Annotated in this window: 18 protein-coding genes; 3 read left to right on the forward strand and 15 right to left on the reverse strand. The window is 53.3% G+C overall.

All coding sequences use genetic code 11. The annotated features are described in order from the left end of the window. Positions 1–71: 71 nt before the first annotated feature. The gene (locus ABEW73_RS25640) at positions 72–968 is read left to right on the forward strand and encodes an NAD(P)-dependent oxidoreductase (protein WP_430170247.1); all 897 of its coding nucleotides are present in this window, start codon (positions 72–74) and stop codon (positions 966–968) included. A gap of 164 nt (positions 969–1132) precedes the next feature. Next, complete coding sequence (locus ABEW73_RS25645; protein WP_430170249.1) at positions 1133–2059, forward strand: copper amine oxidase N-terminal domain-containing protein; 927 nt, start codon at positions 1133–1135, stop codon at positions 2057–2059. Between the two features lie 131 nt (positions 2060–2190). Here the strand turns inward: ABEW73_RS25645 and ABEW73_RS25650 are convergent, their stop codons facing one another. The 12 genes from ABEW73_RS25650 to ABEW73_RS25705 all read right to left on the reverse strand — a co-directional run bounded on the left by ABEW73_RS25650 (position 2191) and on the right by ABEW73_RS25705 (position 21091). After that, on the reverse strand, positions 2191–2508 hold the full coding sequence (locus ABEW73_RS25650) for a pyrimidine/purine nucleoside phosphorylase (protein ID WP_006212330.1): 318 nt from the start codon (positions 2506–2508) through the stop codon (positions 2191–2193). A 101-nt stretch (positions 2509–2609) separates the two neighbouring features. After that, positions 2610–4631 (reverse strand): transketolase, encoded by a 2022-nt coding sequence (gene tkt / locus ABEW73_RS25655; RefSeq protein ID WP_430170251.1) that lies wholly within the window; start codon positions 4629–4631, stop codon positions 2610–2612. A gap of 368 nt (positions 4632–4999) precedes the next feature. Beyond that, complete coding sequence (locus ABEW73_RS25660; protein WP_430206405.1) at positions 5000–8017, reverse strand: VWA domain-containing protein; 3018 nt, start codon at positions 8015–8017, stop codon at positions 5000–5002. Further along, positions 8001–10004: a vWA domain-containing protein gene (locus tag ABEW73_RS25665; RefSeq protein ID WP_430163061.1), complete on the reverse strand. Its 2004-nt coding sequence runs from the start codon at positions 10002–10004 to the stop codon at positions 8001–8003. Before ABEW73_RS25665 ends, ABEW73_RS25660 begins: the two co-directional genes overlap by 17 nt. 294 nt (positions 10005–10298) lie before the next feature. Continuing rightward, complete coding sequence (locus ABEW73_RS25670) at positions 10299–11246, reverse strand: DUF58 domain-containing protein (RefSeq protein WP_430163063.1); 948 nt, start codon at positions 11244–11246, stop codon at positions 10299–10301. Beyond that, entirely contained in the window at positions 11243–12232 is a 990-nt protein-coding gene (locus ABEW73_RS25675) for an AAA family ATPase (RefSeq protein WP_430163065.1), read from the reverse strand. The genes ABEW73_RS25670 and ABEW73_RS25675 overlap by 4 nt, the downstream gene beginning before the upstream one ends. A 307-nt stretch (positions 12233–12539) precedes the next feature. After that, positions 12540–14219, reverse strand: a complete 1680-nt coding sequence (locus ABEW73_RS25680; protein ID WP_430163068.1) for a phage tail tape measure protein — start codon at positions 14217–14219, stop codon at positions 12540–12542. 31 nt (positions 14220–14250) lie between these two features. After that, a complete protein-coding gene (locus ABEW73_RS25685; RefSeq protein WP_430163071.1) occupies positions 14251–15198 on the reverse strand; it encodes an ABC transporter permease in 948 nt (315 codons plus the stop codon). Then, complete coding sequence (locus tag ABEW73_RS25690) at positions 15195–16124, reverse strand: ATP-binding cassette domain-containing protein (RefSeq protein WP_430163073.1); 930 nt, start codon at positions 16122–16124, stop codon at positions 15195–15197. The genes ABEW73_RS25685 and ABEW73_RS25690 overlap by 4 nt, the downstream gene beginning before the upstream one ends. After that, positions 16121–18481, reverse strand: a complete 2361-nt coding sequence (locus ABEW73_RS25695; RefSeq protein WP_430163077.1) for a DUF7408 domain-containing protein — start codon at positions 18479–18481, stop codon at positions 16121–16123. The genes ABEW73_RS25690 and ABEW73_RS25695 overlap by 4 nt, the downstream gene beginning before the upstream one ends. A gap of 459 nt (positions 18482–18940) precedes the next feature. Then, positions 18941–19840: a formyltetrahydrofolate deformylase gene (gene purU, locus ABEW73_RS25700; RefSeq protein WP_430163081.1), complete on the reverse strand. Its 900-nt coding sequence runs from the start codon at positions 19838–19840 to the stop codon at positions 18941–18943. 129 nt (positions 19841–19969) lie between these two features. Beyond that, entirely contained in the window at positions 19970–21091 is a 1122-nt protein-coding gene (locus ABEW73_RS25705) for a deoxyribonuclease IV (protein WP_430163084.1), read from the reverse strand. A gap of 125 nt (positions 21092–21216) precedes the next feature. Here ABEW73_RS25705 and ABEW73_RS25710 point away from each other — a divergent pair, with 125 nt between their 5' ends. Beyond that, positions 21217–21690, forward strand: coding sequence for a DUF2621 domain-containing protein (locus ABEW73_RS25710; RefSeq protein ID WP_430163086.1), 474 nt, complete (start codon positions 21217–21219; stop codon positions 21688–21690). 207 nt (positions 21691–21897) lie between these two features. Here ABEW73_RS25710 and ABEW73_RS25715 read toward each other — a convergent pair whose 3' ends face one another. From ABEW73_RS25715 to ABEW73_RS25725, 3 genes are all read right to left on the reverse strand, one after another. Then, on the reverse strand, positions 21898–22908 hold the full coding sequence (locus tag ABEW73_RS25715) for a glycoside hydrolase family 130 protein (protein WP_430163089.1): 1011 nt from the start codon (positions 22906–22908) through the stop codon (positions 21898–21900). An 84-nt stretch (positions 22909–22992) separates the two neighbouring features. Beyond that, positions 22993–23937, reverse strand: a complete 945-nt coding sequence (locus tag ABEW73_RS25720; protein ID WP_430163092.1) for a DUF1861 family protein — start codon at positions 23935–23937, stop codon at positions 22993–22995. A 42-nt stretch (positions 23938–23979) separates the two neighbouring features. Further along, on the reverse strand, positions 23980–25515 hold the full coding sequence (locus ABEW73_RS25725; protein WP_430163095.1) for an extracellular solute-binding protein: 1536 nt from the start codon (positions 25513–25515) through the stop codon (positions 23980–23982). Positions 25516–25557 lie beyond the last annotated feature (42 nt).

The raw sequence follows: 25557 nt of genomic DNA on the forward strand, positions 1-25557 counted from the left end.
GCTGGCTTCGTTTCGGGAACCCATGCTAAGATAGAGTGGATCAGGAATCCATAATCGAAGGTGATATAGCTATGAAAAAAATCGGGTTTATCGGACTGGGCACCATGGGCGCTCCCATGGCCTCCAATCTGCTGAAGCAGGATTACGATGTGACCGTGTATAACCGCACCCACGAAAAATGCCGTCCGCTCGCCGAACAGGGAGCCTCCATTGCGGAGACGCCTCGCGAAGCGGCTGAAGGACAAGATCTTGTTATTACGATGGTAAGCAACGACCAATCCATCCGCGATGTATTCTATGGAGAGAACGGTCTGCTTGGCTCTCTGACAAGCGGGATGACCGTCATTGACTGCAGCACGATCTCCGAGAGCCTTGTCAAGGAAATTGCTTCCGCCGTATCCGGTCTCGGCGCTTCCTTCCTGGATGCCCCGGTAACCGGCAGCAAGCCTGCAGCGATTGATGGAACCTTGGTCTTCATGGTTGGCGGCGATGCCGCGGTCATCGAAGCCCATGCGGACGTATTTGACACCCTGGGCAAAAAAGTCATCCACATGGGACCTAACGGAAGCGGCGCTGTCGCGAAGCTTGCGCATAATACCATTGTGGGCATTAACAATCTGGCGCTTGCCGAAGGCTTCGCCATCGCCGCGAAGTCAGGCATTCCCGCTGACAACTTCCTGGAGCTCGTGCAGCTGGGATCAGCTGGCAGCAAAGCGGCAGAGCTGAAAGGACGCAAGATCATCGATGGCGATTTCAGCAACCAGTTCTCGCTTGCGCTCATGCTCAAGGACCTCAAGCTGGCCTCTTCGCTCACCGATGGCATCGGAATGCCTTCCCCTATGCTGAATCTGGCCAAGAGCCTGTTCCAAGCCGGTGCCAGCGAAGGCTATGGTGAAGAGGATCTTTCCGCTGTCGTGAAATGCTACGAAGCCTGGATCGGCCAGAAAATCGGCGAACAGCAGAAATAATACCAGCGAAGCCATGCTTTACCTTACACTGGCTCCTTTATACTGGTTCCGGATCATCCGGACCAGGAGAAGGAGCCATTTTTTTGGTCTTTTCATGATTTTTCCTTCCAGAAGAAACTTTTTGCATTTCATTTCGTCTACTATTCGAAGGGAGGAAATACAACATGAAATGGACCAAAGGTTTAAAAGCAATGACAGCCGCCGCCCTATTAACCACCGTTCTATCTTCGGTAACAGCTGTATCACCGGCTTCTGCGGCAGCCAAACCAACCGCTTCGATTAACAATGTGACCGCGAGCGGTGAAGTACTGATTAAGCAGGGCTCCACCTTTGTTACCCTAACCGATCTCAAGCCTCTGGGTAACTACGTCATGAAGTACGACAACAGCAAGAAACAGGTGACGATTCAGGGTGACCACCGAACGGTGATTCTCACGGCGGGTAGCACCCGCATGGAAGTGAACGGCGTTCAGAAGACGCTGCCTGCAGCCCCGCTGCTCCATAAAGGCAAGACCATGATTCCCTTGAGGGCCGTAGCCCAAGCTTTTGATGCCGACATCGACTGGAATGGTTCTCTAAAGACGGCTTATATCAATAAAGCAGATGCCGTTATGCTTGCTGACTTAAAGAGCTCCGATCTGGCCACCGCCCGGAATGCTGCAGCCAAGCTGCCTTATTCATCCCAACTGCAGAAACCTGAGCTGGACATGCTCCCTGTGGAGATGCAGGGCGTGGATTATTATTTTCCAAAAGGCAAATCGAATCGCTTCTTCCTGGTCGATAATGACATCGCCGAATATTACGAGATCCAGGGTGGCGTCAAATATTTGAAATGGCAAGGCAAGCTGGACTACTCCGCCAAAGCGGCTGCAAACCAGAACCTGTTCTTCCTGCCCCCGATTCAAGCCGAGGTCGGTAAACAGCCGGATGTCAAGAACTGGACTGTAGCCAAATTCGTATTCCGTTATCCTTCCGGCGTCACCAGCTACCGACTGCTCGACCGCGGCAAGGAATGGGGCGAAGGGTACGTAGAGCTTGATAACCACTCACCAGGCTACAAAGGCGAGATCGTGACGATTCCGGAGGAATAAGTCCATTATAACAACCGCCGTTAACCGCATGCGTTGACATCCAGCATTGACAGTAAGGGTTCAAAGCCAACGGCTTTGAGCCTTTTTGTTGTGTATTTACGGACACGAAATCATGTGCAGCACTTAATCTATTACATGGTCGGATAAGAACAGCAATAATCCGTAACGGTGCGGATTTCCAGCTTAAAGCTTGAATTGCCCGGAACGTTAAAGGTCGCGGATCCTTGAATCTCTAACCACTCCTGCTCGCCGGGCAGCAGGACACGCAAATCGCCCGACAAAATCTCCATAATCTCAGGGCCATCCGTTCCGAATTCATAGCTTCCCGGAAGCATGATACCGAGCGTTACCTTCTCGCCATTCTCCAGCAGCACCGTACGGCTGGTTACCTTCCCCTCATAGTAAACGTTGGCTGCCTTTGTAACGGTAGCATTCTTAAATTGTGACATCGACAAACTCTCCTCCTCCAACATCGTTATGGCTTGATATATGGACGGCACCCGCATGATGCGGGTGCCGGAAAATCAATATGGAGTTACATCCGCCTGGATTACAGCAAGCCTTTTACGCGGCTAACCACATTCTCAACGGTAAATCCGTACTCGGCAATGACACGGTCGCCAGGAGCCGAAGCGCCAAATGTGTTGATGCCCAGGATGTCGCCTTTGTCTCCGACATAACGCTCCCATCCGAACGGATGAGCCATTTCAATAGCCAGACGGGGTTTTACGTCAGGAAGCAGCACGGAATCTTTGTATGCCTGATCCTGGCTGTCGAACAGATCCCAGCTCGGCATGCTGATGACGCGTACGGCGATGCCTTCTTCAGCCAATGCTGCTTGCGCTTTAACGGCAAGCTGAACCTCGGAACCCGTTGCAATGATTTGAGCTTGCACGTTGCCATCCTTCGCATCGGCAACAACATAAGCGCCGCGTTTGATGCCTTCACGTGCATGATCCACAGTGCCTGGAAGGATCGGCAGATTCTGACGAGTCAGCACCAAAGCTACCGGACGGTCGGTGTTCTCAACCGCATAAGCCCATGCCGCGGAAGTTTCGTTGGCATCCGCAGGACGGATCACCGTCAGGCCTGGAATAATGCGCAGGGAAGCCAATTGTTCAATTGGTTCATGCGTAGGACCGTCTTCACCGACAGCGATGCTGTCATGAGTCAGCACATACGTAACCGGCAGCTTCATAATCGCAGCCAGGCGAACAGCCGGACGCAGATAATCCGTAAATACGAAGAACGTACCGCCGAAAATCTTCAGCCCGCCATGGAGAGCGATACCGTTCATGGCACCGGCCATTGCGAATTCACGAACACCATAGTACACGTTACGGCCTTCGTAGCTGTTCGCTGTGAAAGAGGCCAGGTCGTTCAAGTGAGTCATCGTGGAGCTTTCCAGGTCAGCCGATCCGCCGAGCAGCTGCGGTACGCCTGCAGTCAACCCGTTCAGCGCTTTACCGGAAGCTACGCGAGTGGAAACTGCTTTGTCATCCGCGCTGTATTTCGGAAGGTCTTTATCCCATCCTGAAGCCAGTTCACCGGATTCGCCGCGCTCGAATTGCGCTGCCAGTTCCGGGTAAACCTCTTTGTATTTCGCAAACTGATCAACCCAAGCTTGATAAGCCGCAATACCGCGCTCTTTCACTTTGCCAAAATGCTCGCGCACTTCCTCAGGCACATAGAAGTCCTCTTCATATACCCAATTATAGAAATCCTTGGTCAGCTTCGCTTCATCAGCTCCAAGCGGAGAACCGTGTGTACCGCCATGGCCGCCTTTACCTTGTTTGTTCGGGCTGCCGTAACCGATGACGGTCTTCACTTCGATCAGCGTCGGACGGTTCGTATCGGCTTTCGCCTCCTCGATCGCTTTCTCGATCGCAGGCAAATCGTTACCGTCTTCTACGCGCAGCACTTGCCAGCCATAAGCATCAAAGCGCTTCGCTACGTTCTCGGAGAATGCCAGGCTGAGTTCGCCGTCAAGGGAGATATCGTTGGAATCGTACAGCATGATCAATTTGCCAAGCTTCAAATGACCTGCCAGGGAAGCTGCCTCGGAAGCCACGCCCTCCATCATGTCACCGTCGCCGCAAATCGCATACGTATAGTGATCAACCACATTGAAGCTGTCTTTATTGTAAGTCGCGCCCAAATGAGCTTCAGCCATGGCCATACCTACAGCCATAGCCACGCCTTGTCCAAGCGGACCTGTCGTTGCATCAACGCCGGCCGTATGGCCGAATTCCGGGTGACCCGGGGTTTTGCTTCCCCATTGACGGAACTGCTTCAGATCCTCAATGGACAAGTCATAACCGCTCAGGTGAAGCAGACTGTAGAGCAGCATGGAGCCATGGCCTGCAGACAAGACAAAACGGTCGCGGTTAATCCACGCCGGCTGGTCCGGGTTATGGTTCATCGTCTTCGCGAACAGTTGGTAGCCCATAGGTGCAGACCCCATCGGCATGCCCGGATGACCGGAGTTAGCTTTTTCGATCGCGTCGATCGCCAATGTCCGGATCGTTGCGATGGACAGGTTGTCGATCGTTTGGTTATGTTCAGTTGTCATGATTCGTCCTCCTCAAATCTTTTCCATAGTAAGCTTCGAAAATGAAGGCTTCTTACGTCCCTCCAGCCCCAATCCACATGGTATCAGAGCAGTTAGGAATGTTGAGAATATCATTTTGACTCTTATTGTATCACCACACGTCTTTCATTTCCATAACGTAATTGTCAAAGTTGTGTAAAGGCCGTCAGGGTTCACGACATCCCCCTTGCATTATTTCCCTTAATAGTCCGGTTATAACCGGATTCGACATCCGCTAAACGATTTTATGGACATCGGCGGAATGGAAAAAATTAATTCATTCAATTATTAAAAAAACTTCGGCCTAAGCTGTACATTAGACAGCTTAGGCCGAAGCGTGAGGCGGCACATCAGCGCGTGCCGCGTTTTTTGGCTTTGAGGAGGCGATCCATGGAGGAGCCTCCTTCCGGAGCCGGCCCGTTCTCCCCGGGCCGGCCGTTGCCATCCCCCTGCGCCTGCGGCGACGGGGGCGGCGGCGGCGCGCTTCCTTGGCGCGCGCCCTGGCTTGCGGCCGGCTTCGCCCGGGCCGGCCGCTCTTCCCGCAGCGGGGCATCCGCCCGCTGCGAATCGCGCGCCTCCGGCGGGGCCTTGCGGCCCCCTGCCGGAGCTGCGCCGGGTGCCGGGGCGGGGTTCCCGCCCTCGGCGCCATGGCCCGCGCCGCTGCGCTCTCGCGCGGGCGGAGCCTGCGGCGGCTTCGCGGAGCTGCCGCCGTAGAAATCGGCGGCGCGGGCTTTGCGCGCCGCCAGCCGCTCGAGGCCGGCGTCACGCGTGGCCTCGCCGGCAGGTGCCAGCCGCCTGCGGAGCAGGGCGGCCAGCCTTGCGCCGATGGCGCCCCATGGCAGAGCCAGGCGCCGCACGGCGATGTCGGCGACCCACAGCAGCAGGGCCGCCGCCAGCAGCGGATAGCTCCAATCATGGAGATTCATCCGCGAGGTCGCCTGCCGGTCGAACACTTCCGCCGGGCTATCCCAGGATAACACGCGGCCCCCGGTCACCTCGGCCAACCTCTTCATGGCTTCCTCGCCGCTCCCGGAAGATAGCCGGTACTCCGGCGAATACGGCACAACAAAACCGGTGCCCGGCGCTGCTTGCAGCGCCTCTTCCCCGCTGGCATCCTCAAGAGACATGAGGAATGCCCCGGGCTTCGTGACGTTGACGAGTCCGGTATAACGGCCGGGCGCCTCCTGGATAAGCTCTACCGTCTGCTCGCCGGCTTCATCATCCCCGATCACCGCATTCAGCTTCTCCGGCGGATTCTCGCCCTGTGCAATTACTTGGAGCTTGACTTGGTTGCCAGCCGTCTCGGTAGTCACTTCATAAGGCGACGACGTAAACTGCGGGAATGTCCACTTCACGATTTCGGTCAACGTGTTGGCAAAGCCGGACCACGATACCCATTCCTTGGACCACTTTCCGTTTAAATCGCTCGTCCATGCCACCGTTCGCCCGGATCCATATTGCCAGCGTGACAGGATCGGGTCCGGCTCCGGACTGGATAGAAACGTCTGGGCGGAAGACTTCGGCGTTGTCGCTACATAACCATACAGCCCCGGTACCCCCTGCTGGAATAGACTCGCCCAATCGCCCGCATTCTGAACGGCCGGGATAAAAGGTTTATCCACGATATAGGATTTGGCCAGCATCACGGCCTCCCGGCTGAATACCGCCGGCAGCGTCGTTTCATCCTCAACGAAGTAATAACGGCCTTTGGCCGCATCCGCCAAGGATTGAAGAAGGTTGGTATCGGCATCCATCCCGACCGCCACCGAAGACATCGTGATTTTGTTCTCCACCATCGTATCGGTCAGGTCCTGATACCCCGAATTCATGGCGGATTGTCCATCGGTCATTAGAATGATATGTCTGCGCTGGGCGTTAATCTTCAGCATTTCCTCAAGCGCCGAGGAAACGGCAGGATAGATGTTGGTTCCTCCGGCGCTCGGAATCGACTGGATGCTGCTAAGCACCTCTTCCTTGTCCCCGAGCTTCTGCGGCGGAACGACCCACCACGGCTGATCGTCAAAGGCGACGACGCCGACCGTATCCTTGGCCCTCAGCAGTTCCACCGTGCGCATCGCCGATTCTTTGGCCAATTCGATCTTGTTGCCGTCCATGCTCCCCGAACGGTCGATGACGAGGATGAGACCAAGGGATGGAATTTCCCGCTTGCCTTCCAGCTCCATCGAAACCGGCAGTGCCTTTTCGATCGGGGTTTTAAAATATCCGCCCATCCCGAAGCTGTCCTCGCCGCCCGCCATCATAAACCCGATGCCGAAGCTTCGGACCGCCTGCTCGATCAGCTCCATCTGCTTGCCGCCGACGTCACTGCCCGAGACGTTATTAAAGATGATGCTGTCGTACACGGCATACTTGGCCGCTTCCAGCGGCAGCAGCTCCGGCGGAATCACTTCGGTGCCGATCATTCCGGATTCGAGGGCTGCCGTGATATTCCCCGACGTTCCCGGGGTTCCTTCCACAATCAGTACATTCGGCGGACCTTCCACCCGGGTGAAATCGAACGCTGCATTATTGGCGGATGCCTCATCCCCGTCCATGAAGATTTCGGCACGGTAACGGTGAAGTCCTGGACTCTTGGCCAGGCCCTTCACGGCATACCGGTTCTCGCCCGGGGTGACGTCCACGCGTTCCCGGCCAATCTCGCGGTTGTCCTCGTAAATGCGCAATTCACCGGAGGTCTTAAACGTGCTCCGGATCATGACCTCCACGTAGAAAGACTCCGCTTGATACAGCTTATCCGGTACCTTCAGCTCCTCCACCGCAACATCACGGATGGCCTGCTTCGGAGTCGGAAGCACATCAACCGCAATGCCCCGATCCTTCAGCAGCCTTCCGGCCGCTGCCATGCTGCCCACATTCTCTTCCCCGTCCGAGATCAACACGATTCTGGAATCGCTGTTGCCCTCGAACAGGCTCCCCGCGAGCTGAAGACCGGACTCCAGCCCCGTAAACTGCTGCTCCAGCAGCGCATTGAGAGAGGCTCCTGCATTCTCCGCAGAGGATAAACGCCGTTCCACGGCGCCCTCAAGACCTGTAGAAACAATAGCGGTGCCATCCTTCTCGCCTTTTGCCCCAAGGGAATCGTTAATCCAGTTCGTGATCCGGGCCGAATCCCCCATGCTGTCGGAACGGTCCGCCAAGTACACCACCTGTTTATCCCGTAAGACGGTATACCCGTGCAGACCCGAAATCATAAGAATCAATAACAAAATGACGCAGGTTCTAAAGAATAAGGCCAATTTCTTGCGAAAGCCGCTGAGCCGAAAATCCGATTTGTATGCGTAATAGAGAAAGACTCCTGCCGGGATCAACAGCAGCAACAACCATGGTTGGCTAAATTGAACGCCCACGCTGGTACACCCCCCATTCCGCTGCGATCACAGCAAGTGCCAAGGCTGCCAGCCATGGCATTAACGAACCGGCACGGCTTGCCGTCTCGCTATGCCCGGACGTCCCGGCACGTTCACCAGCTGCCGGATCATCCGAGTTCGGTGACGTTTGACTCACAACCGGGCCCTGATCGTTGCTCCAATCCGCCTCGTACGGGTCTGCCGTTACGGCCAGCCAAAACTTTAGCTTCTCGCCCGCTTCATTCTGCTGTTCAAAAGCGTACAGCCCCGGATATTCCGGCACGAGCTGTACCGGCGATATCCCTTGCTCGTTCCGGAGGACCTCCACAGCAGGAAGGCCGTCAGCAAGAGCAAGACCGCTCTTAGGCACCCATTTTGCCGCTACCGTATCCGCCGCAATCGGTATATCCGCTTGCGCGCCGGCCATATATCGGCCAAGACCGCTTCCCTTGCCTGAGGTCATCCACTCCAGTGCATTGCTGACCATGACCGGGAATTCCGGCGATAACGGAAGATCGCTATCCTGAAGCAGGAAATTAAACGACAATCGAGGTCGCCCGTTTTCGCTTCCGGCATAGACGATGGGTTGATCTCCCAGCTTGATTACAGGTTCCCCCCAGGCAGGGGCCTGATCCACCAGCGTGCCGAAATAGACGCCCGATAAGGTTACATAGGCGGTCACCGGATGCTTGGCAAGCACGGCGCGTCCTCCTTGGCTTCCGACTTTGGTGCCTTCTCCGCCGATCGTCCAGAGCGGCGTTTTGGCGGTTAGTTCCGCCCACTTCCCTTGCTTGAACCCTTCCGGCATGCTCCCGTCTATGACGAGCAGATCAAATTCGCCATCAGGTAAGGGTGGTACATCCGATGCTGTACTGCCCTTGTCCGTATTTTGATCTGTGCCTGGATCCTCATCCTTCCTGTCTTGGGATCCATCCCAGACAACCCGGGTGACTTCGGCTCCGCTTAGCTGCAGGGCCTTCTCCAGAAACAAATTGCCCGAAGTCAGCAGAAGTACGCGCGAGGAGCCGTGACCCAAACCGAATGCGAAGGAATAATTGTCTGCCGCATACCCGTCATCCTGGGATAACTCAAGCCGATACACCTCCGCAAACGGGAGATTGGCAAAGGATTCGGTTAATTTTTTCCCCGGCGTAAGATTCAACACCTTGCTGGCCAGCAGCTGTTCATCCCCGTAAAGATTCACTTCGGCCGACATCGCTTCCTTGGCATTCGTGCTGAGGACAGCGACCGCCCCATAGGATGAACCTGTCTCACCCTTAGGTGAAATGCCGAATTGGTCGATGGAAACGTTAAGAGGGAGCTCCCCCTGTACCTTCTCTATGGATACCGGAACCTGAAACGTTATAGGAGCCGTATCCTGCTTCCAGTAGCTGTCCGTAAAAATAACGACCTCTGCATCACGCTCTTCCCGTGTCAGAGCAGAAGCGAGCGATAAGGTTTCCCTGTAAGATGCCTGGCCGTAATAGGGCCGCAACCCATCCACAGCCTTATCGATGGCGGCACGATCGCTTTCATGGGAGACCAGCGTCGTGGGACTTGCTCCCACGGACAGGAGGGTGATCTCGCTCCGTCTCCCTTGGCCCTTCACGTACTCCTTAATTCGTTCCTGCATCATTTGCAGCCTGGATGCGGCTTCGCCTTCTGCCGAAGGCTGAATCTGCGCGCTCATGCTGCCCGAGGTATCGGCAACGATGACCACATGGGCGCTGCCTCCGCCAGACACCTGCATAAAGGGCTGCATCAGTGCGAAGACCATCAGCGCAGCAGCAAGCAGCTGGAGCCACAGCAGAAGCCGGTTCTGCAGCTTCTGCCACGGCCTGTTGGCCTCCAGGTTCCGAAGCACCCGCTCCCACAGCAAGTGGCTGGGAACGGTTGTATCCACATATTTTCGTTTGAACATATACATAAGCACGATAGCCGGCAGCGTTAAACCGAACCATAGACTCAGCCAAGATTGAATCCCCAACGTGTCCCCTCCTTACTCCCGTGGCCCCTGACTAACACGACTTGGATTTTTTCTCAAAGCATCGGATGAAGGTCGTCCATCTTTTCGTATTTGAATGAGTTCTCTTCTTATTTGTTCTAAAGATCACAGACAGGTGCTCGTGAAGCCTGCATTTCATAGTGTATATATTTACCGGTGTTACCCTGTCTACAAGCTTCCCATAGCGTATGAAGTCCGGCAGATGCTTGGAACACTGCGTCCTGCATGAGGCTTGCCTTACCCAGTAACCAGATCTTATCCAGTAACCAGACGACCTTACCCAGTAACCAGTCCTGCTCCTGCCAGTACCCCGAACATCGCGTCCGTAAGCGGCATGTCCGCCGGAATGAGCACGTAAGACATTCCCCGCTCCGCGCACACGCGGGACAGCATCGTCCGGTACCGCTCCAGCTCCTCTTTGTAAGCATCGAGCACTTTACCCGTCAACGCCACTTCCTTGCCGCTCATCGTTTCGCTGTCGACCAATCGCAAATCGCCGGTCAATTTAGGCTCCAGTTCTTCCCTCGACAAAACATGCACCAGCACCACTTCCTGTCCGGTACCGGACAAAAGGGAAAGCGCCCTGAACAATTCCTCCTCGCCGCCCTCCAGCCAAAAATCCGAGAACACCCAAGTCATCCCCGGCTGCCGGGGGAGTGCGCCAGGAACCGCAAGCGCTGCGCCCAAACTACCCTCACCTCCCGTTTCTGCCCCTTGCAGGAACGAAAACAGGCGATGGGCCGAGCCCTTTCCTCTCATGATCGGAAGACGAGCATGAATCGAACGGCTGTAACAGGCGACCTGCAGCCTGTCGTAGGAGGACAGTGCCATGTAGCCGATGCTTGCGGCGAGTTGGCGTGCGAGCAGCCATTTCGGGCTTCCCTTCGTTCCTGCCGGATCCGCAGCGGATGATTCGGATGATGATGACATGACAGCCCCCATCGATGCGGAGCAATCCACGAATAGGCTGACTGTCAGCTCCTGCTCGTCCATAAATTGACGCACGAACGCTTTTCCCGTACGAGAATAGACGCCCCAGTCAAACCTGCGGACATCATCCCCGGGCGAATACACTCGGTAATCGGCAAACTCAAGGGATGAGCCGAGCCGGCGGGATCTCCTCTTTCCCTGCAGCGTTCCGGCAACCCGTCGTTTGGCATCCAGGCTCAAGCGCTCCAGACGAGGGAGCCATTCCGGAGGAAGCAGGTGCGCGCCCCCGCTCACGCGGATGCCTCCAGCGCTTGCAGAACCTCCCGAATGACATGGTCTGTTGTAATGCCAAGCGCTTGACCTTCGAAATTCAGGAACAAACGGTGGCGCAGCGCAGATAGAGCCACGGCTCGAATATCCCCTGTCGATACATGCATCCGCCCGCTGCACAATGCACGGACCTTACTCACGGATATGATGGACTGAATGCCCCGCGGTCCGGAACCGAACTGGACGTATTTTCGTACTGCCTCCGGGGCTGCTGCCTCTTCCGGATGCGTCATCATGAGCAGACGAACCGCATAGTCCAAAATCTCCTCGGCAACCAGCACTTCCCGGGCTCCGCGCTGAATTTCCAGCAGCTCGTCTCCGGTCATTTGTCGTTCCACCTGGAATTCGTGGGAGGACGTCGTCCGCTTCACGATTTCCTTCAGTTCATCCGCACTCGGATACGACACTTCGATCTTCAGCAGAAAGCGGTCAAGCTGGGCCTCCGGCAATGGATACGTACCCTCGTTTTCTAGCGGATTTTGCGTCGCCAGAACAAAGAAGGGTTTTGGCAGCTGATGGGTTACCCCACCCACCGTGACGGTCTTCTCCTGCATGGCCTCCAGCAAGGCACTCTGGGTTTTGGGCGTGGCCCGGTTAATTTCGTCGGCAAGCACGATGCTGCTGAACAGCGGACCCTTTTGAAAGGTCATCCCGGTGTCCCCATGCTGCCCGAACGACAAGATGTTGGTGCCCGTTATATCACTCGGCATTAAATCCGGCGTGAACTGAATGCGGGAAAAGGACAATTCCAACGCTTCCGACACCGTGCGGACGAGCATCGTTTTACCGAGACCCGGAATCCCCTCCAGGAGGGCGTGCCCTCCTGCAAAGATACACCAGAGCATCTGCTCCACAACATCCTGCTGCCCGACAATCACCTTGCCGATATTTTCCCGCAGGCCCGATATTTTCTCCATCCATTCCTGTGGTCTCACTGCAATATCCGACATGGACGAAACCTCCATCTTCTTGGTAAAGTTCAAGTACTCATTCTATATAAGTTGAACTAAAGATTCTTAGCCTGAGCATCACTACGCATGCGGATTATTCTTCCGATCGCTGTTGCCCCCAGATTTCTTCTATACATCCATATCATGGTTAAAATCCGGGGGCAGTATATGCTTCCGATGCGAGCTTTCCTTTGGAAAGCTTTCGGGTGACCACTTCGTTTCTCCAGAATAATTCCGCCTTCTCCGTTGAAGTTCATCTTTTCTTTAGTTCAATCTATATAGCTTCCGTTATTGGCTCTTCGATCCCCTACGGATTCGGATTGATTTGTATGAAATACTCTTCAACCAACCCTTGCATCTGGTCAGGCAGTTGATTGCGATCTAATGTTTTACGCGCTTCGGTCTCATAATCGCGGTACACTTCCTCATAAGGCCTGGACATGCCCGGAACGGTCGGAGAAACGCCGCCCTTCTGAATATCTCCGCCGCTGCCCTTGATCTCGCCGGAATCGTTCTGCACATTGCCGCTGCCCTTGTAATCCCGAGGGATCGTTACAAGCTCGCGACCGCCTGAGCCAAATCCGGCTCCGCTGCCGGTTCCGTTTCCCGATCCTCCGCTGCCACCTGAGCCGGAGCCTGCTCCTGAACCGGAGCCACTCCCCGAGCCGGACCCACTGCCGGCGCCTTGACCTTCACCGGCCCCGGAGCCGCCTTCCCCGGAGCTTCCCTCCGAGCCTTCGCCTTCTTCTCCCGAGCCTCCCCCGGATCCAGCCTGCGCCAACGCCTCGGCACTGCCGCCGTTACTCCAGGCATCGGATACCGACATCCCAGCAGCCGTCATCTGATCGGCCAAGCTCAGTCCTTGCGAAGCAAGGGAGGACGCCAGCGAAGCGGCGGATTGCGACTGACTGTCCGACGCGGCTTTGGCTTGGGCCGCTTTAGCCAGCTCCTCGGCCAGCTGCTGGAGCGCTTCTTCCAGCTCCTTCGGCAGTTTGCCTTCCTTCAGCGAGTCAGCTGCTTTCTTGAGCTCTTGCTCCAGCTTCCCGTCCTCCAGCTGCTTGGCAGCTTCCTCAGCCAACTTTTTCAACGCATCGGACAGCTCGTTCTTCTCTTCCTGGGACATCTTTTTCACCTGCTCAGTGAGTTTCTTCATTTCCTGCTTAAGCTCATCGGCCATGCCTTCGGCAAGCTTTTTCCCCACCTGGGACAACGCCTTCTGCTGCTGCATTTTTTGGGCCAGGTCAGACAATGCCTTCGCTTTTTCCTCCTGCTGTTTCGCCATTTTCTCCAGCTCTTTCATGGCTTCTTCCAGCTTCTCCAGCGCTTGCTCGGGATGCTTCTCACGATCCAGCGCTTTTTTCAGGGCATCCAGCTTCTCCTGCAGCTTCTTCCTGTCGGCAGGATCGAGCGATTCTTTCTGGAGCTCCTCCGCAAGCTTTTCGGTTTTGGCTGCCTGCTCCTTCATCCAGCTCTGCGCCTCTTTTGCCGCTTCCACCTTCTTATCCATCGGGTTCGGAACAAAAACAAGGATGAGCACGGCAGCCAGCGAAGCGCCACAGATCAAAAGATGTCTTTTACGATTAGGGTAAGGAAGACGCTCCGGCAATTGCTCCGCAAAACGTGCACCATAGCGTTCCGCCTGCTCACGCTGCCATTTAGCGGCCTGCGATTCCTGTTCTTTGAACGATAGTGCCGTGACCATCATGTCGCTTCGCTCCGCTCCGTCCGGAACATGATCCATCGCTGAAGCGGCCTCTTCGATCGGAACCCGGTGCAGCCATCCCCATAACAAGCCTACGAAGCCTGCTCCGACAGGAACGGCCACGGATGCGACGGGAAGCCAGGCAATGGGTACGAATCTCCCCAGCACCAGGAGCAGCAGCAGCGCGGCAAACCCTGCCATCAGCCCGTATAAAACATACGTTATGACGCGAAATCGCTGCAGCCGCCGTCTCGCAGCTTCGATAAAACGCATGATGTTGTCCATTGCTCTTCCTCCTTACCGTACTCTTATGCTTTTACGCTTCGTCCCGCGTCATTTCCGGTTCTCGCGAGAGCCGCGCTTCGTTCTTATCCTTGCGTTTCCGCCTTGCGATAGGACGTATTTTCCGTATGGCAACCCACAGGGCAAGAACAATCACAACCGAATAGACAATGAAAAATTCCAGCCACAATTCAATGGGAGCCTTGCTATTCAAACTCCCGCCGTGCAGCAGGAATACGTCTTTTGAGAAGGACGGGTTAAACAAACTCATCATCGCCCCAGCCGGATTCAAACCCAGCAAGTATCCGACCCAGGAATAGCTGCCCGGCGCAGGCGCTTGCCCGCTTTGATACATATTCCGCTGCTCAATCCCCATGAAAAACAAATACAGCAGTCCTGTTATAAGGAAGATCATAAGTCCCGCACCGTAGGTGACAATTATCGCGACGATGGTTCTTTTGAATAAAGTCGAGAACATCACGCCAAGCGAACCGAGCAGCAGCATCACGAATAAATAAAAAACAAAAACGGATATGAGCTGTTTCGGCGAAATCCCCCCATACAGGAAAACAATGCTGTATACCGGCAGAGTGGCCAGCACGATCAGTGTCATGAAGCTGAGTGCCGACACCAGCTTGCTCAGCACAATCGTGGCCGAGCTCTGCTGCGTCGTCAGCAGCATGCTCAGCGTTTGCTTCTCCCGCTCGCTGCTGATGACGCCGGCGGTTAGAGCAGGTGCCATAAACGCGATGAGGACAAGCTGAGCAAAACTCAGTACATAAAACATCATTTGGCTCATCTGCGGATCGAATCGCTGAGGTCCCCGCTGTCCCAAATATAAGAAGAGATAAATGAAGCCCATCGCAACAGCTCCGAGCGCCAACACATAAAATAACACCGACAGCATAGAACGCGTAGAACGCATCCGCAGCCGAAATTCCTTGTCAATGACCGGATTAATTAGCTTTCTGCTCCAATTCATTCGCGGGGTCCTCCTTTGGTAATTTCGAGGAATACATCCTCCAGATTGCTCTGCGCTTCCTGAAACGAGACAATCGGAATTTCCCAGGAGACCACCTGCCGCAGCAGAGCGCTTTGCTGCGCATCATCCCCGCCGTAATGAACATGGACGCCCGTATTATCCGTTAATACCGACGAGACAAAGGGTTCGTCCCGCAGCTTCTCGGCCAGTTCCTCTTCACGCTCGAGCGTGCGGATATGGATGACTTTTTTCACGCGGAGACGGCTCTGAATATCAGCCACCCTGCCTTGAGCAACCATCTCGCCGTGCTCGATAACGCCGATTTCATCCACCATCTCCGCCAGCTCAGGCAAAATATGCGACGAAATGATAATCGTCTTGCCCATAAGCTTCAATTCCTTCAAAATTTCACGCATCTCGATCCGCGCCCGCGGATCCAGCCCCGAAGCCGGCTCATCCAGAATCAATACATCCGGATCATGCACCAGACACCGGGCAAGGCATAGACGCTGCTTCATGCCGCGCGAGAGACTGTCGACGTAGGTATCCGCTTTGTCGCTAAGGTTGACGAGCTCCAGGAGCTGTGGAATGAGCTGCTCCCGCTCGGCGCGCGGAATGCCGTAACTTGCCCCGTAAAAATGCAAATATTCGGTAGATTTCAGCTGGTCATACACACCAAAGAAATCGGGCATGTAGCCGATCCGCTTGCGGACCTCTTTGGGATGCTGGGTCACGTCAAAACCGCCGACTTTGGCAACGCCCGAGGTTGGCAGCATCAGGGTGGCCAATATAGACATCGTCGTGGATTTGCCTGCACCGTTCGGGCCGACAAATCCAAATACCGTCCCTTTTTCGATATGAAGACTGATGTCCTTCAACGCGTGGAACGTTCCGTATTTTTTACTCAGGTTTCTAATCTCGATCATGGAGTGGCCTCCCCCTTCACAGACAGCTCTGGCATCATAAAGTTGGTCTGATCCTTGGCGGTGATCATGAAGCGGATCCGATTCCCCACGATATACTGCTCCGGATTTTTGGAAATGGTAAACACATTGTTCGCGTCTGTAACAGACTCCCATTCGCTCTTCTTCGAATTCCAGATTTCCATCGTAACGTTGTTGTTGAATTTGGTGCCTTTCAAGGACAATTCCGAATACTTCACATTGCCTTCCGATATTAACGGGAATTCGGCGATCAAGCTGCCCTGTCCCATTTCAACCCCATGAGGGTAAACCCCAAACATCGGCGCATTCACCTGCGAAATCTCGGGAGACAGGAAGCCGTAAGGAATGTTGATTTCCCCGTTCAATCCCCAATCCATCTCCACGGGCTGTATCCAGAAATTGAGCTGATCACTGTCCACCTCAGCCCCTTTCAGCGTATAATTCGTCAAATGGTCCTTGCTCCATCCCAAAATGTAAGCATCCCTGTTGACCATTCTGTTGGAATATCCGTATTGGGACAAAATATCGCGCTCACGCTGTTTTGGATCATTCTGCGAATACGGGTACAGCATCCCAGACAAGTCACCGCCCGTAAACTTGATGATTTGTTTCGGGTCCTGAGGAACGGCAGCAGCCTCCCCCTTCTTGATATCTCCCAGCTTATAGGCTTTGCCTCCAATAACCAGTGTTACCTCGGTCAAATCGTTAATCGTGTCATTGGTAACCTTACCGTTTAATTCTCCTTTGGCATCCAGCTTCAAATCCATGCCCAGGCGCCCCATCTCCTCGGTTCCTTGACGGTCCACCCATACCTTGGCTAATGACCATTGGGACATGTCGCGAAGCTCCAGCGTCGTGGACGCCTGCTCCACTCGGACAAAATTCTTATTCTCGCCCATTCCCCCAAACGTGTTTCGGGACTGCCCCGTTCTCAAATACGTATTCTCCGGAAATTCCAAGGCATAGTTCCCGCTTCGAGGCGTGAAGAATGCGGAAGCCGTTGATTTAACCGCATCCCCCTGACCGTTTAGTTCAACCAAGTTGATGGTGTGTGCGAGTTCCCGCGTCTTGTCCGATGAACCGACCACGTAAACGGAACCGCTCGCGATGACGGCAATGATCGGGATCAAGAACCAAGCCCATTCCCGCTTGTCCGCCTTTTTCAAAATATAGTAGAGCAGCGGCGCAACGACGACCGCATAAATAATGAGCATCCACAACAGCAGTGTGAAGGAAGGCATCTTCAGCGATGGGAAATACTCCAGAACGTAATTCAAATTGTCCATAAGCGAGTTGTAATACATGCCATTCTGCGCACCCATCATGGGAAGATTATTGCGCAGTATCGATGCCCAAGCATCCGGATGGCCTGCCCATGAGCTCACCGGTTCCATAGCTAGATCATAGGCCGCATATTGAACACTTCCTTGGCCATAGGTCTTCGAGGCAAACAAAGGTTGTCCCTCCGCTTCAATCCCGATTTGGGCGCCTTCCACCGCTTTCGCTGTAGAAATGGTAAATGCCCCATCCAGTTTCAGCGGTTTCCCGCCAAGCTTCTCCAGCTCGGCCAGCGAGTTAACGGTGGTGGTGCCATTCGCAACGACCGGCGTTATGTCGGCAAACGGCGCCGCTGTTTTGGTATATCCCGCGCCTCCAGCCAGAATCAGGGTGCCGCCGCCATTTACCCAATCTGTAATCGCTTTGCGCTTCGGCTCTGACAGCGTGTCGGAAGCAAAATTGTTGATAACGATGACGTCCAATCCGTTCAGCAGCATTCCATCTGATGGAACGCTGGCATTCTTTAGCGGGAACACGTTCACGCTGTTGCCCTTGCCGTTAAGGACATTCATGAAATTCATCGTATCCGGATCATCCGATAACACGGCAATAAGTGCGCCTTGATAAGGAGAAGCCTGCACGTAGTTTTTACCTGTGGCAAACGGAATCTGCTTCCCTTTGGTATAAGATCCTTCATAGAAGAGGATCTGGTTATTATCTTTATTCAGCATGGCTCCTGGAATGCCGATCACGACTTCCTTCGGCGTATCCTTCGGCAGGTCCACCTGCTGGACGTAGGAAGTTTGATATCCGAAGCCATTGTAGTTCTGAATCTGCACGACCACGTCACCGGATATATCCCGGTCACTGGTTAAGGTCAGTTTGAGCGGATTCCATTTATCATGTTTAATCTTGCCTTGATAACCCATCTCGGATTGAATGCCAATCTTCGCTCCGTCGGCGTAGACGTTCCCGGCCGGAATCGACAAGGATAACGTGGCCACAATCAGCAGCGCCACCATCGGCAGCAACATCCACGTTTTTTTTGTATAAAACGACAACTGATGATTCCCCTCTCCACATATAAATTGCTTTCACATGAAAAATGACACATATGTTCTGAAGACGTATGTAAAGGTTCTCTTCACAAGTTCAACTATATTGACGAGTCGAATTCATGAAAAGTTTGACGTTTCCTTCCATAAAGAGATATATTGGCCTGTATTTTCAGCATCCCAGAGTTTTTTGGTGTTTTTTACCAAGTCGGCTATAAATAAAAATCCCACTCCAATAAGAGGAGCGGGATCAAGGGGTAATCCATTGCAGCGTTAAAGTGTCGGGCTGCTCCATTGTACTATCTATGATGAATCGTCCGAATACAGCCTCATAATCCTTACTTGAATCTCAGGCATAGGCCCGGTTACTCTGGCATCGCTCGCCATCGTGTTTGTTCCGTTTCCGAACCTGCTGGCTGTCTTCCTGTCTGATCATACGTACGCTTGCAAATCTTTTGCAGACCGTTAGTTGAATACAACCGTTTTGTTGTTATGCACCAGAATCCGGTCCTCGACATGCCATTTGACGGCTCTTGCCAGCACCACGCGTTCGATGGTACGGCCAATACGCTTCAACTCGTTAACATCATCCCGATGGCTAACGCGCTGCACATCCTGCTCAATAATCGGTCCGCCATCCAGCTCTTCGGTTACATAATGGGCGGTTGCTCCGATAATTTTCACCCCGCGGTTATAAGCTTGCGCATAAGGCTTGCCGCCGACAAAGGCCGGAAGGAAGGAATGGTGAATATTGATAATCCGGTTCCGGTAATGTTCGATAAAGGTTGGCGAAATAATCTGCATGTAACGCGCAAGGATAATCACGTCGATGTCATCGCCGATCACATCCAGCTGACGTTGCTCCGCTTGAGGTTTGGTATCTGCCGTAACCGGAATGTGGTGATACGGAATACCGAACGATTCTACGTACTCCTTCATATCCAGATGGTTGCTTACCACCAGCGCGATATCCGCATCCAGATCGCCAGCCTGCCATTGCCACAACAGCTCTACAAGGCAGTGATCTTCTTTTGAAACAAAAATCGCCAGTCGTTTCTTACGGGCTGCATGGTAAATATTCCATTCCATACGGAATTGATCGGCAACTTCCCGGAAGGACTCTTCCAGCTTGGGAAGCTTCGCATTCAATCCTTCCAGATCAAATTCAACCCGCATAAAAAACATGCCGCCGGCCGGATCCATTGTATATTGGTCAGACTGGACAATGTTGGCGCCATGCTGGTACAGAAATTGGGAGACCGCCGCCACAATTCCCGGTCCATCCGGACAGGAGATCAGCATGCGGGCACGATTAGGGTACTGACCTGCCGCAGACGGCAGATCCTTCTTGATGTGAATTTCCATGAGACTCGGTGATCCTCCTTTTAAATCTGCAATTAACATAAATCGGCCTCTCAGGAAAACATGCCGCGACATGCGGACTTTTCCCTGAGAATGCCTTAGTATTCTTAATATAAAGCCAGTTAATGAAGCTTATGATGTCAGGGAAACACCGGACAGCCAAGCGATCAGACGCTGATTGATCTGCTCCTCCGAAAGGTCGGACAGCAGGCCCGCTGCCATGACCATATCGTACAGACGCTCCATCGGTTCGCGAGGATCCGCCTTTTTGGCTTTGGCATCATTCTTCAGAAGTGTCCAGGTATCCAGCACAAACGAACGGGAATCAATGCCTTCCTTCGCAAAGAAAGCACCCAATTCTTCTACTTGCTGAGCAAAAGCTGGCCCAAAGCGGCCTTCCACATCCCCGCGCAGAAGCGCAATCTCGATCTCATACATCGGACGCTGCGTCTTCGGATCCTTACCGATCCACGGCGTCTCCAGAATGAACGGTCTGCCCTGGAGCTTCTCATGATGAACCACTCTTTGAATGGCTTCATAACCGATCCATCCGGTTCCAATCGGCGTATGACGGTCTTTACCCGCTCCACGCGGATTCTTGCTGTCATTCACGTGCACGACCGTTAACCGGTCGAGTCCGATCAGCTTGTCGAACTGCTCCAGCACGCCGTCCAGATCATTTACGATATCATACCCCGCATCATGAATATGGCAGGTGTCGAGGCAGATGGCCAAACGGTCATTGTACTTCACCTTATCAATAATAGAAGCAATTTCTTCAAAACTGCGTCCCATCTCAGTGCCTTTGCCGGCCATCGTCTCCAGCGCAATCTTCACTTCGGTCTCATCCGTACCGCCGAGCACTTCATTGAGGCCTTCGGCAATTCGGTCGATGCCGTATTCCGCGTCCTTATCGGTATATGCACCCGGATGGAGAACGATATTCTTCACGCCAACCGCATGTGTGCGGCGAATCTCCTCTTGCAGAAAGCTCACCGCCAGCTCAAACGTATTGGGCTTGTACGATCCAAGGTTGATAATGTACGGCGCATGGACCACAATCTCCTCAATGCCGCTTTCCTGCATAGCGGCTCTGCCTTCTTCGATAAACATGGAATCGATCGGCTTGCGGCGCGTGTTTTGCGGCGCACCGGTATATATCATGAACGAGCTTGAGCCATATGACGTGGCCTCAGCCGTCGCAGTCAGCAATCCCTTGTCCGAAAACGACACGTGGGAACCAATTTTCAACATGCTGCATCCCCCTTTTTTAACTCACAATTACACCTATTTTAGCTTGTATATCGAAATAAATCTAGAAATGCGTTATAATTCTCATGAAAGTGTCATGTGACAATAATCATTGAGGTGATTTACAAATGAAGAGCACAGGGGCCGTCATGGGCTATTTGTCGTCCAGTGCGCCGCCGTCATGGTTCATGAACTCCATTGCCTTCTGGGGATGGGTCATGCTTGGGCTGATGGGCATCGGCGGATTTTTCATGTTCCGCAAGTTTCTGAAAGTGCTTCCCAAAGCCGACGGCAAATCAAAGCTCGATTGGCAAAATTACTGGGTGGAGCGAAGCCGCCCGCTCTGGAACGAAGACTCCAAGGCCTTTCTGGGTGAGCTTGTAATGCCGGTTCCTGGCCCGTTCCGGGATATCGCCAAACACTCCATTGCAGCCGAAATCGGCAAAATCGCCGTCGAATCCGGCGCAACCGAAGTAACCCGGGATCACTGCATCAAAGGTTACATCGTGGCTACGCCGAAGCGGGATTACAAATTTTTAATGAACTTTCTGCACAAGAAAGGCATTGATTATACGCCTTACGAACACCTGATTAATAAGTAGAAGTCTGTTGAGTTTAATGGATCGGCCAGGCTTACAAAAAAAGAGAAACAAAGCCCAGCCAGCCCGCGGTGCATGGCGGTTGAATTCCGCACATGCCCCACGGGCTGGTTTGTTTTCCACATCAGGATATAATCCGAACCGCAGGTATCATGCCATTCTTGTACTAATTTTAAGACGGAAAGATGCGGCGTTCCGCCTGCCCCATCCTTATCCCTCCAAACAGAGCCGGATTAGATCGTCCACATGAGCGGTAGCCAAGCATTCCACCGTGTCGGCGGCCCCGTAATAGATTTTCACTTCTCCATCCTCCTCCAGCACCATGCCGCCGGGGAAAATGACATCATTGCGGAAGCCCCCATCCGTCTCGTACAGTGCCTCGGGCGCAAGCAGGGGCGATGCGCTCATGCCAAGGATCTTCTTCGGATTGTCAAGATCGAGCAGCATAATGCCGGCAGTATACCGCTTCTTCCAGGTCGGCTCCCAGCCGTTCTTCCCTCTAGCGGAATCAATATCCACCGCATGGAACGTAGTGAGCCAGCCCTTCTCTGTCTTCACCGGCGGTGCGGCCGGACCGATCTTGTCATTGGCGAACGGCACCTGCTCCACCGCCAGCAGGAGCTCGGAACGGCCCCAATAGATCAGATCCGGCGACTCCGAGATCCAGGTGTCGAACCTGTCCACTCCGCCGCGGCTATACACCGTGAACGGCCGTTCCAGCCGGACGTAGTTGCCGTTGATCCGTTCCGGGAGTAGCACCATATTTCGCAAGTCTGGCGTTGACATGCTCAATACCTCAAAGGATTCAAAATCGTCCGTTACTGCGATACCTCCCCGGATGCCGTGCCGCGTATCTACCGCGAAGCACATGTAGCAGCGGCCGTCAATGACCGTCAGACGCGGATCATAGGCGCGAAGAATCTCTTCGTCGCGCAGCTTGAAGATCGGCTTTGGCCCCGCTGTCCAGTGAATACCATCGTCGCTGAAGGCGATGCCGAGATCTGTCGTATGATGCGGATCAATGATCTGCTTCTCCAGCGAGCCATAGTCATTGCGGAATACCATGATGTAGCGGCCGTTAAACTTAACGACGCCTGCATTGAAGACAAGTGCGGTGGGATACGGCACACGTGCTGCGTCCAACACGGGGTTGGCGGGATGGCGGCGAATGAACGGGCTGGACGCCAGCGTTCCAATGTTGGGCATATTCAAGGTTTTCATCTATTAATATCCTCCTTGTAAGCTGAAAAGTACAATTTCCGGGTTATCAACGTCCTTCGCGAGTGCGAATTCCCCCATGAGCTTCTAAACAAGAAGCCCATGCTTTGCGAAAGGATAGTCGATCGTAATGCGTCCTACCTGACAATCACTAAGACCACTGTAAAGATCAGCCTTGCCGTCCGGGCGCATGACAATGCCTGAAGAAAAAACACAGTCCACCAAATACGGTGCTTTGGCAGGTCCTGCCGGGTAGCAGGAACGACTACCGATCACATGAAGGTCCGATGACTCACAGGTGGTTGGATCGAAGACGAAGGCCATGTTCAGGTACACCTTCAATTCCCCTCCGTTCTCATCCTTATCCAGGTAACAAATGTGGCCAATGATTCCGATTTTGTCACTGTCGAGGAGATACGCCTGATTGACGCCTCCCCATTCGCCTTCCCCGAAGATGCCATGAATGTAAGGTGCGTTCTCGATGACGTCCGCAGTCAAATCTTCCAGTCTGTCAACGACCGTATAGCCGATCATGGATTCGCTCCCGTATTTGCCTCTCATCTCGGCGCTGCGCGGACGCGAGAAGACGCCGATCCTTCCGTCCGACAACGACACAAGGCGAATATCCTTCATTTTGTTAGGTCCGGTCGTGAAGTAGTACAAATTATGGAGGTCGGTGCCCCGAAAGAAATAGCCGAAAAATGTGCTGTATCTTCCACTTTGGTATTGCACATGAGTCCCGCCCATTACGAGCTCATCACCGATCTCGCTGATGTAAGGGTCCTCCAGAGTATAGATCATGCTATCTTCCACCACGCTCCATTCATCCTGTCCCGTTTCCTCGAACAGGCGGACCCAAGAGCGGGCCCATTCCTCGCGACGTTCTACCCGCCCGAACAAATAGCGCTTCCCATCCCGTTTGAATGGAATCGAAATATTGTAGACATCAAAACCATCCACGCCATGAAATTTCAAGGTTGCACTTTCATAGATCGTTTTTGTCGCTTCAAATTCAATTCGTTGCTTCTGCAAGGTCAAAATTCCTCCACACCTTCCTTTTGTTTTTCAACTCGTTTATTTAAGTGAAGCTTGATACTCCTGGAATTGCTTCTGGTATTCAGCAACCACTTTATCCAGACCGGCTTTCCTCATTTTTTCTAGTGCAGCCGGGAAGGCCTTATCGTATTCTTGAACCCCCATATAAATCGGAGTGATGCTTGCCGAAGCTTCCGACAAAATATTGGTGTATTCAGCCCTTACATTCGTCGGGTCAAAAATAAAGTTCGCCGCGATACTATTGATTGCATTCGGATTTGGCTCAAACAAGACTTTGTTGTTATCTGGAATGCTGTTCTCCAAGTCAAATCGCATGAAGTTTACGTTGCCGTTTTGCGAATCAGAACCTCTAAACCCCGGATTATTATTGTTATTCGGATCTTTGATCGGCTTAAAGCCCGTCTCACCGTCCTTTGTGTAGTGCTTGCCTTCAATGCCATATTGTACAAGATCATAATTTTCTTGACTTGCCAGCATCCAATCCATGAATTTGACGGCCGCTTCCGGATTTTTGCTATTTACCGGTACGGCATTTCCGTTCTTGAAGGTGAGCGGACGCATATATTCTTTCTCCGGGTTAAACCATACAACGCCGATATCGTTTACAGTGGCTTCTGGATTGTACTTCTTGAGCCCGTTCAAGCTTCCGCCAGTTCCCAAACGGACGAACCATTCACCGCTGTCGAGTTGTGCATCTACCTGCTCCTGCTTCATGACCAGGATATCGGGATTGGTAATACCCTTTGTGTACAGCTCGCGCATGAAAGACGCATCTTTCTTGAACTCTTCGGTCTCAATCCAAGACTTAACCTCACCGCTTTGATTCACATAGAAGAACTTATCCTTCACGGTAAACGGGAACGTGTCATAAGTCCGGTGCAGGATGGACGTATGCAGGTAGATCGGGTCAAAGTCAGCGCGAGTGCCAAGATAGGGCTTATTGCTTCCCTTCCAGTTCTTCATGACAATCTCCCAAGCGCTGATCAATTCAGCTGGAGTCGTCGGCTCTTCGAGATTATTCTCAGCGAGAATGTCACGACGAATATTGAATTGACCTTCACTCGCCATTTCAACCCAATAAGAGGGAACGGCATAATACTTGCCATCTATTTTAGCTCCGTCGAAGATATCATCAGGAATATATTTCTTCAGATTTTCTCCATGCTTTTCGATCGCATCCGTGATATCCGCCAGTGCACCGCGGTTATAGTAGCTCGAGAACGGCGTGCGGTCCTGCATGACGTGGAACAGGTCGAAATCTTCCCCAGTGGACAGCATTAAGTTCAGCTTCTGATCCCACGCATCCCACGGTATATATATTTTTTCCACCTCAACGCCGACACCGTCCGCAGCCAGCTTCTCATTGACCTTTTGGAACACTTCCTTGTAGTCTTTCGGCTCTGTGCCTGGAACTAAATATTTGATTTTGACCGTATTGGCAGGCTTGTCATTATTCTCTGAATTGGAGACTGAAGAATTGTCTCCCTTACCGCATCCAATTAAAGTCGAAAGGACAAGCACCGCAGCCAATAGAAACACACCATACTTTTTCATATAAAATATTGACCTCCTTCTATAAAATGCTTAATTTATGTT

This window comes from Paenibacillus lautus, assembly GCF_050482385.1.
GTDB classification, from domain to species: domain Bacteria; phylum Bacillota; class Bacilli; order Paenibacillales; family Paenibacillaceae; genus Paenibacillus_AQ; species Paenibacillus_AQ lautus_B.

Coding starts and splice junctions, on each gene's coding strand:
- ABEW73_RS25640 (WP_430170247.1), top strand. CDS start 72: ATGAAAAAAATCGGGTTTATCGGACTGGGCACCATGGGCGCTCCCATG.
- ABEW73_RS25675 (WP_430163065.1), bottom strand. CDS start 12,232: ATGTCGGATATTGCAGTGAGACCACAGGAATGGATGGAGAAAATATCG.
- ABEW73_RS25715 (WP_430163089.1), bottom strand. CDS start 22,908: ATGAAAACCTTGAATATGCCCAACATTGGAACGCTGGCGTCCAGCCCG.
- ABEW73_RS25690 (WP_430163073.1), bottom strand. CDS start 16,124: ATGATCGAGATTAGAAACCTGAGTAAAAAATACGGAACGTTCCACGCG.
- purU (WP_430163081.1), bottom strand. CDS start 19,840: ATGGAAATTCACATCAAGAAGGATCTGCCGTCTGCGGCAGGTCAGTAC.
- ABEW73_RS25685 (WP_430163071.1), bottom strand. CDS start 15,198: ATGAATTGGAGCAGAAAGCTAATTAATCCGGTCATTGACAAGGAATTT.
- ABEW73_RS25645 (WP_430170249.1), top strand. CDS start 1,133: ATGAAATGGACCAAAGGTTTAAAAGCAATGACAGCCGCCGCCCTATTA.
- ABEW73_RS25725 (WP_430163095.1), bottom strand. CDS start 25,515: ATGAAAAAGTATGGTGTGTTTCTATTGGCTGCGGTGCTTGTCCTTTCG.
- tkt (WP_430170251.1), bottom strand. CDS start 4,631: ATGACAACTGAACATAACCAAACGATCGACAACCTGTCCATCGCAACG.
- ABEW73_RS25680 (WP_430163068.1), bottom strand. CDS start 14,219: ATGGACAACATCATGCGTTTTATCGAAGCTGCGAGACGGCGGCTGCAG.
- ABEW73_RS25705 (WP_430163084.1), bottom strand. CDS start 21,091: ATGTTGAAAATTGGTTCCCACGTGTCGTTTTCGGACAAGGGATTGCTG.
- ABEW73_RS25650 (WP_006212330.1), bottom strand. CDS start 2,508: ATGTCACAATTTAAGAATGCTACCGTTACAAAGGCAGCCAACGTTTAC.
- ABEW73_RS25710 (WP_430163086.1), top strand. CDS start 21,217: ATGAAGAGCACAGGGGCCGTCATGGGCTATTTGTCGTCCAGTGCGCCG.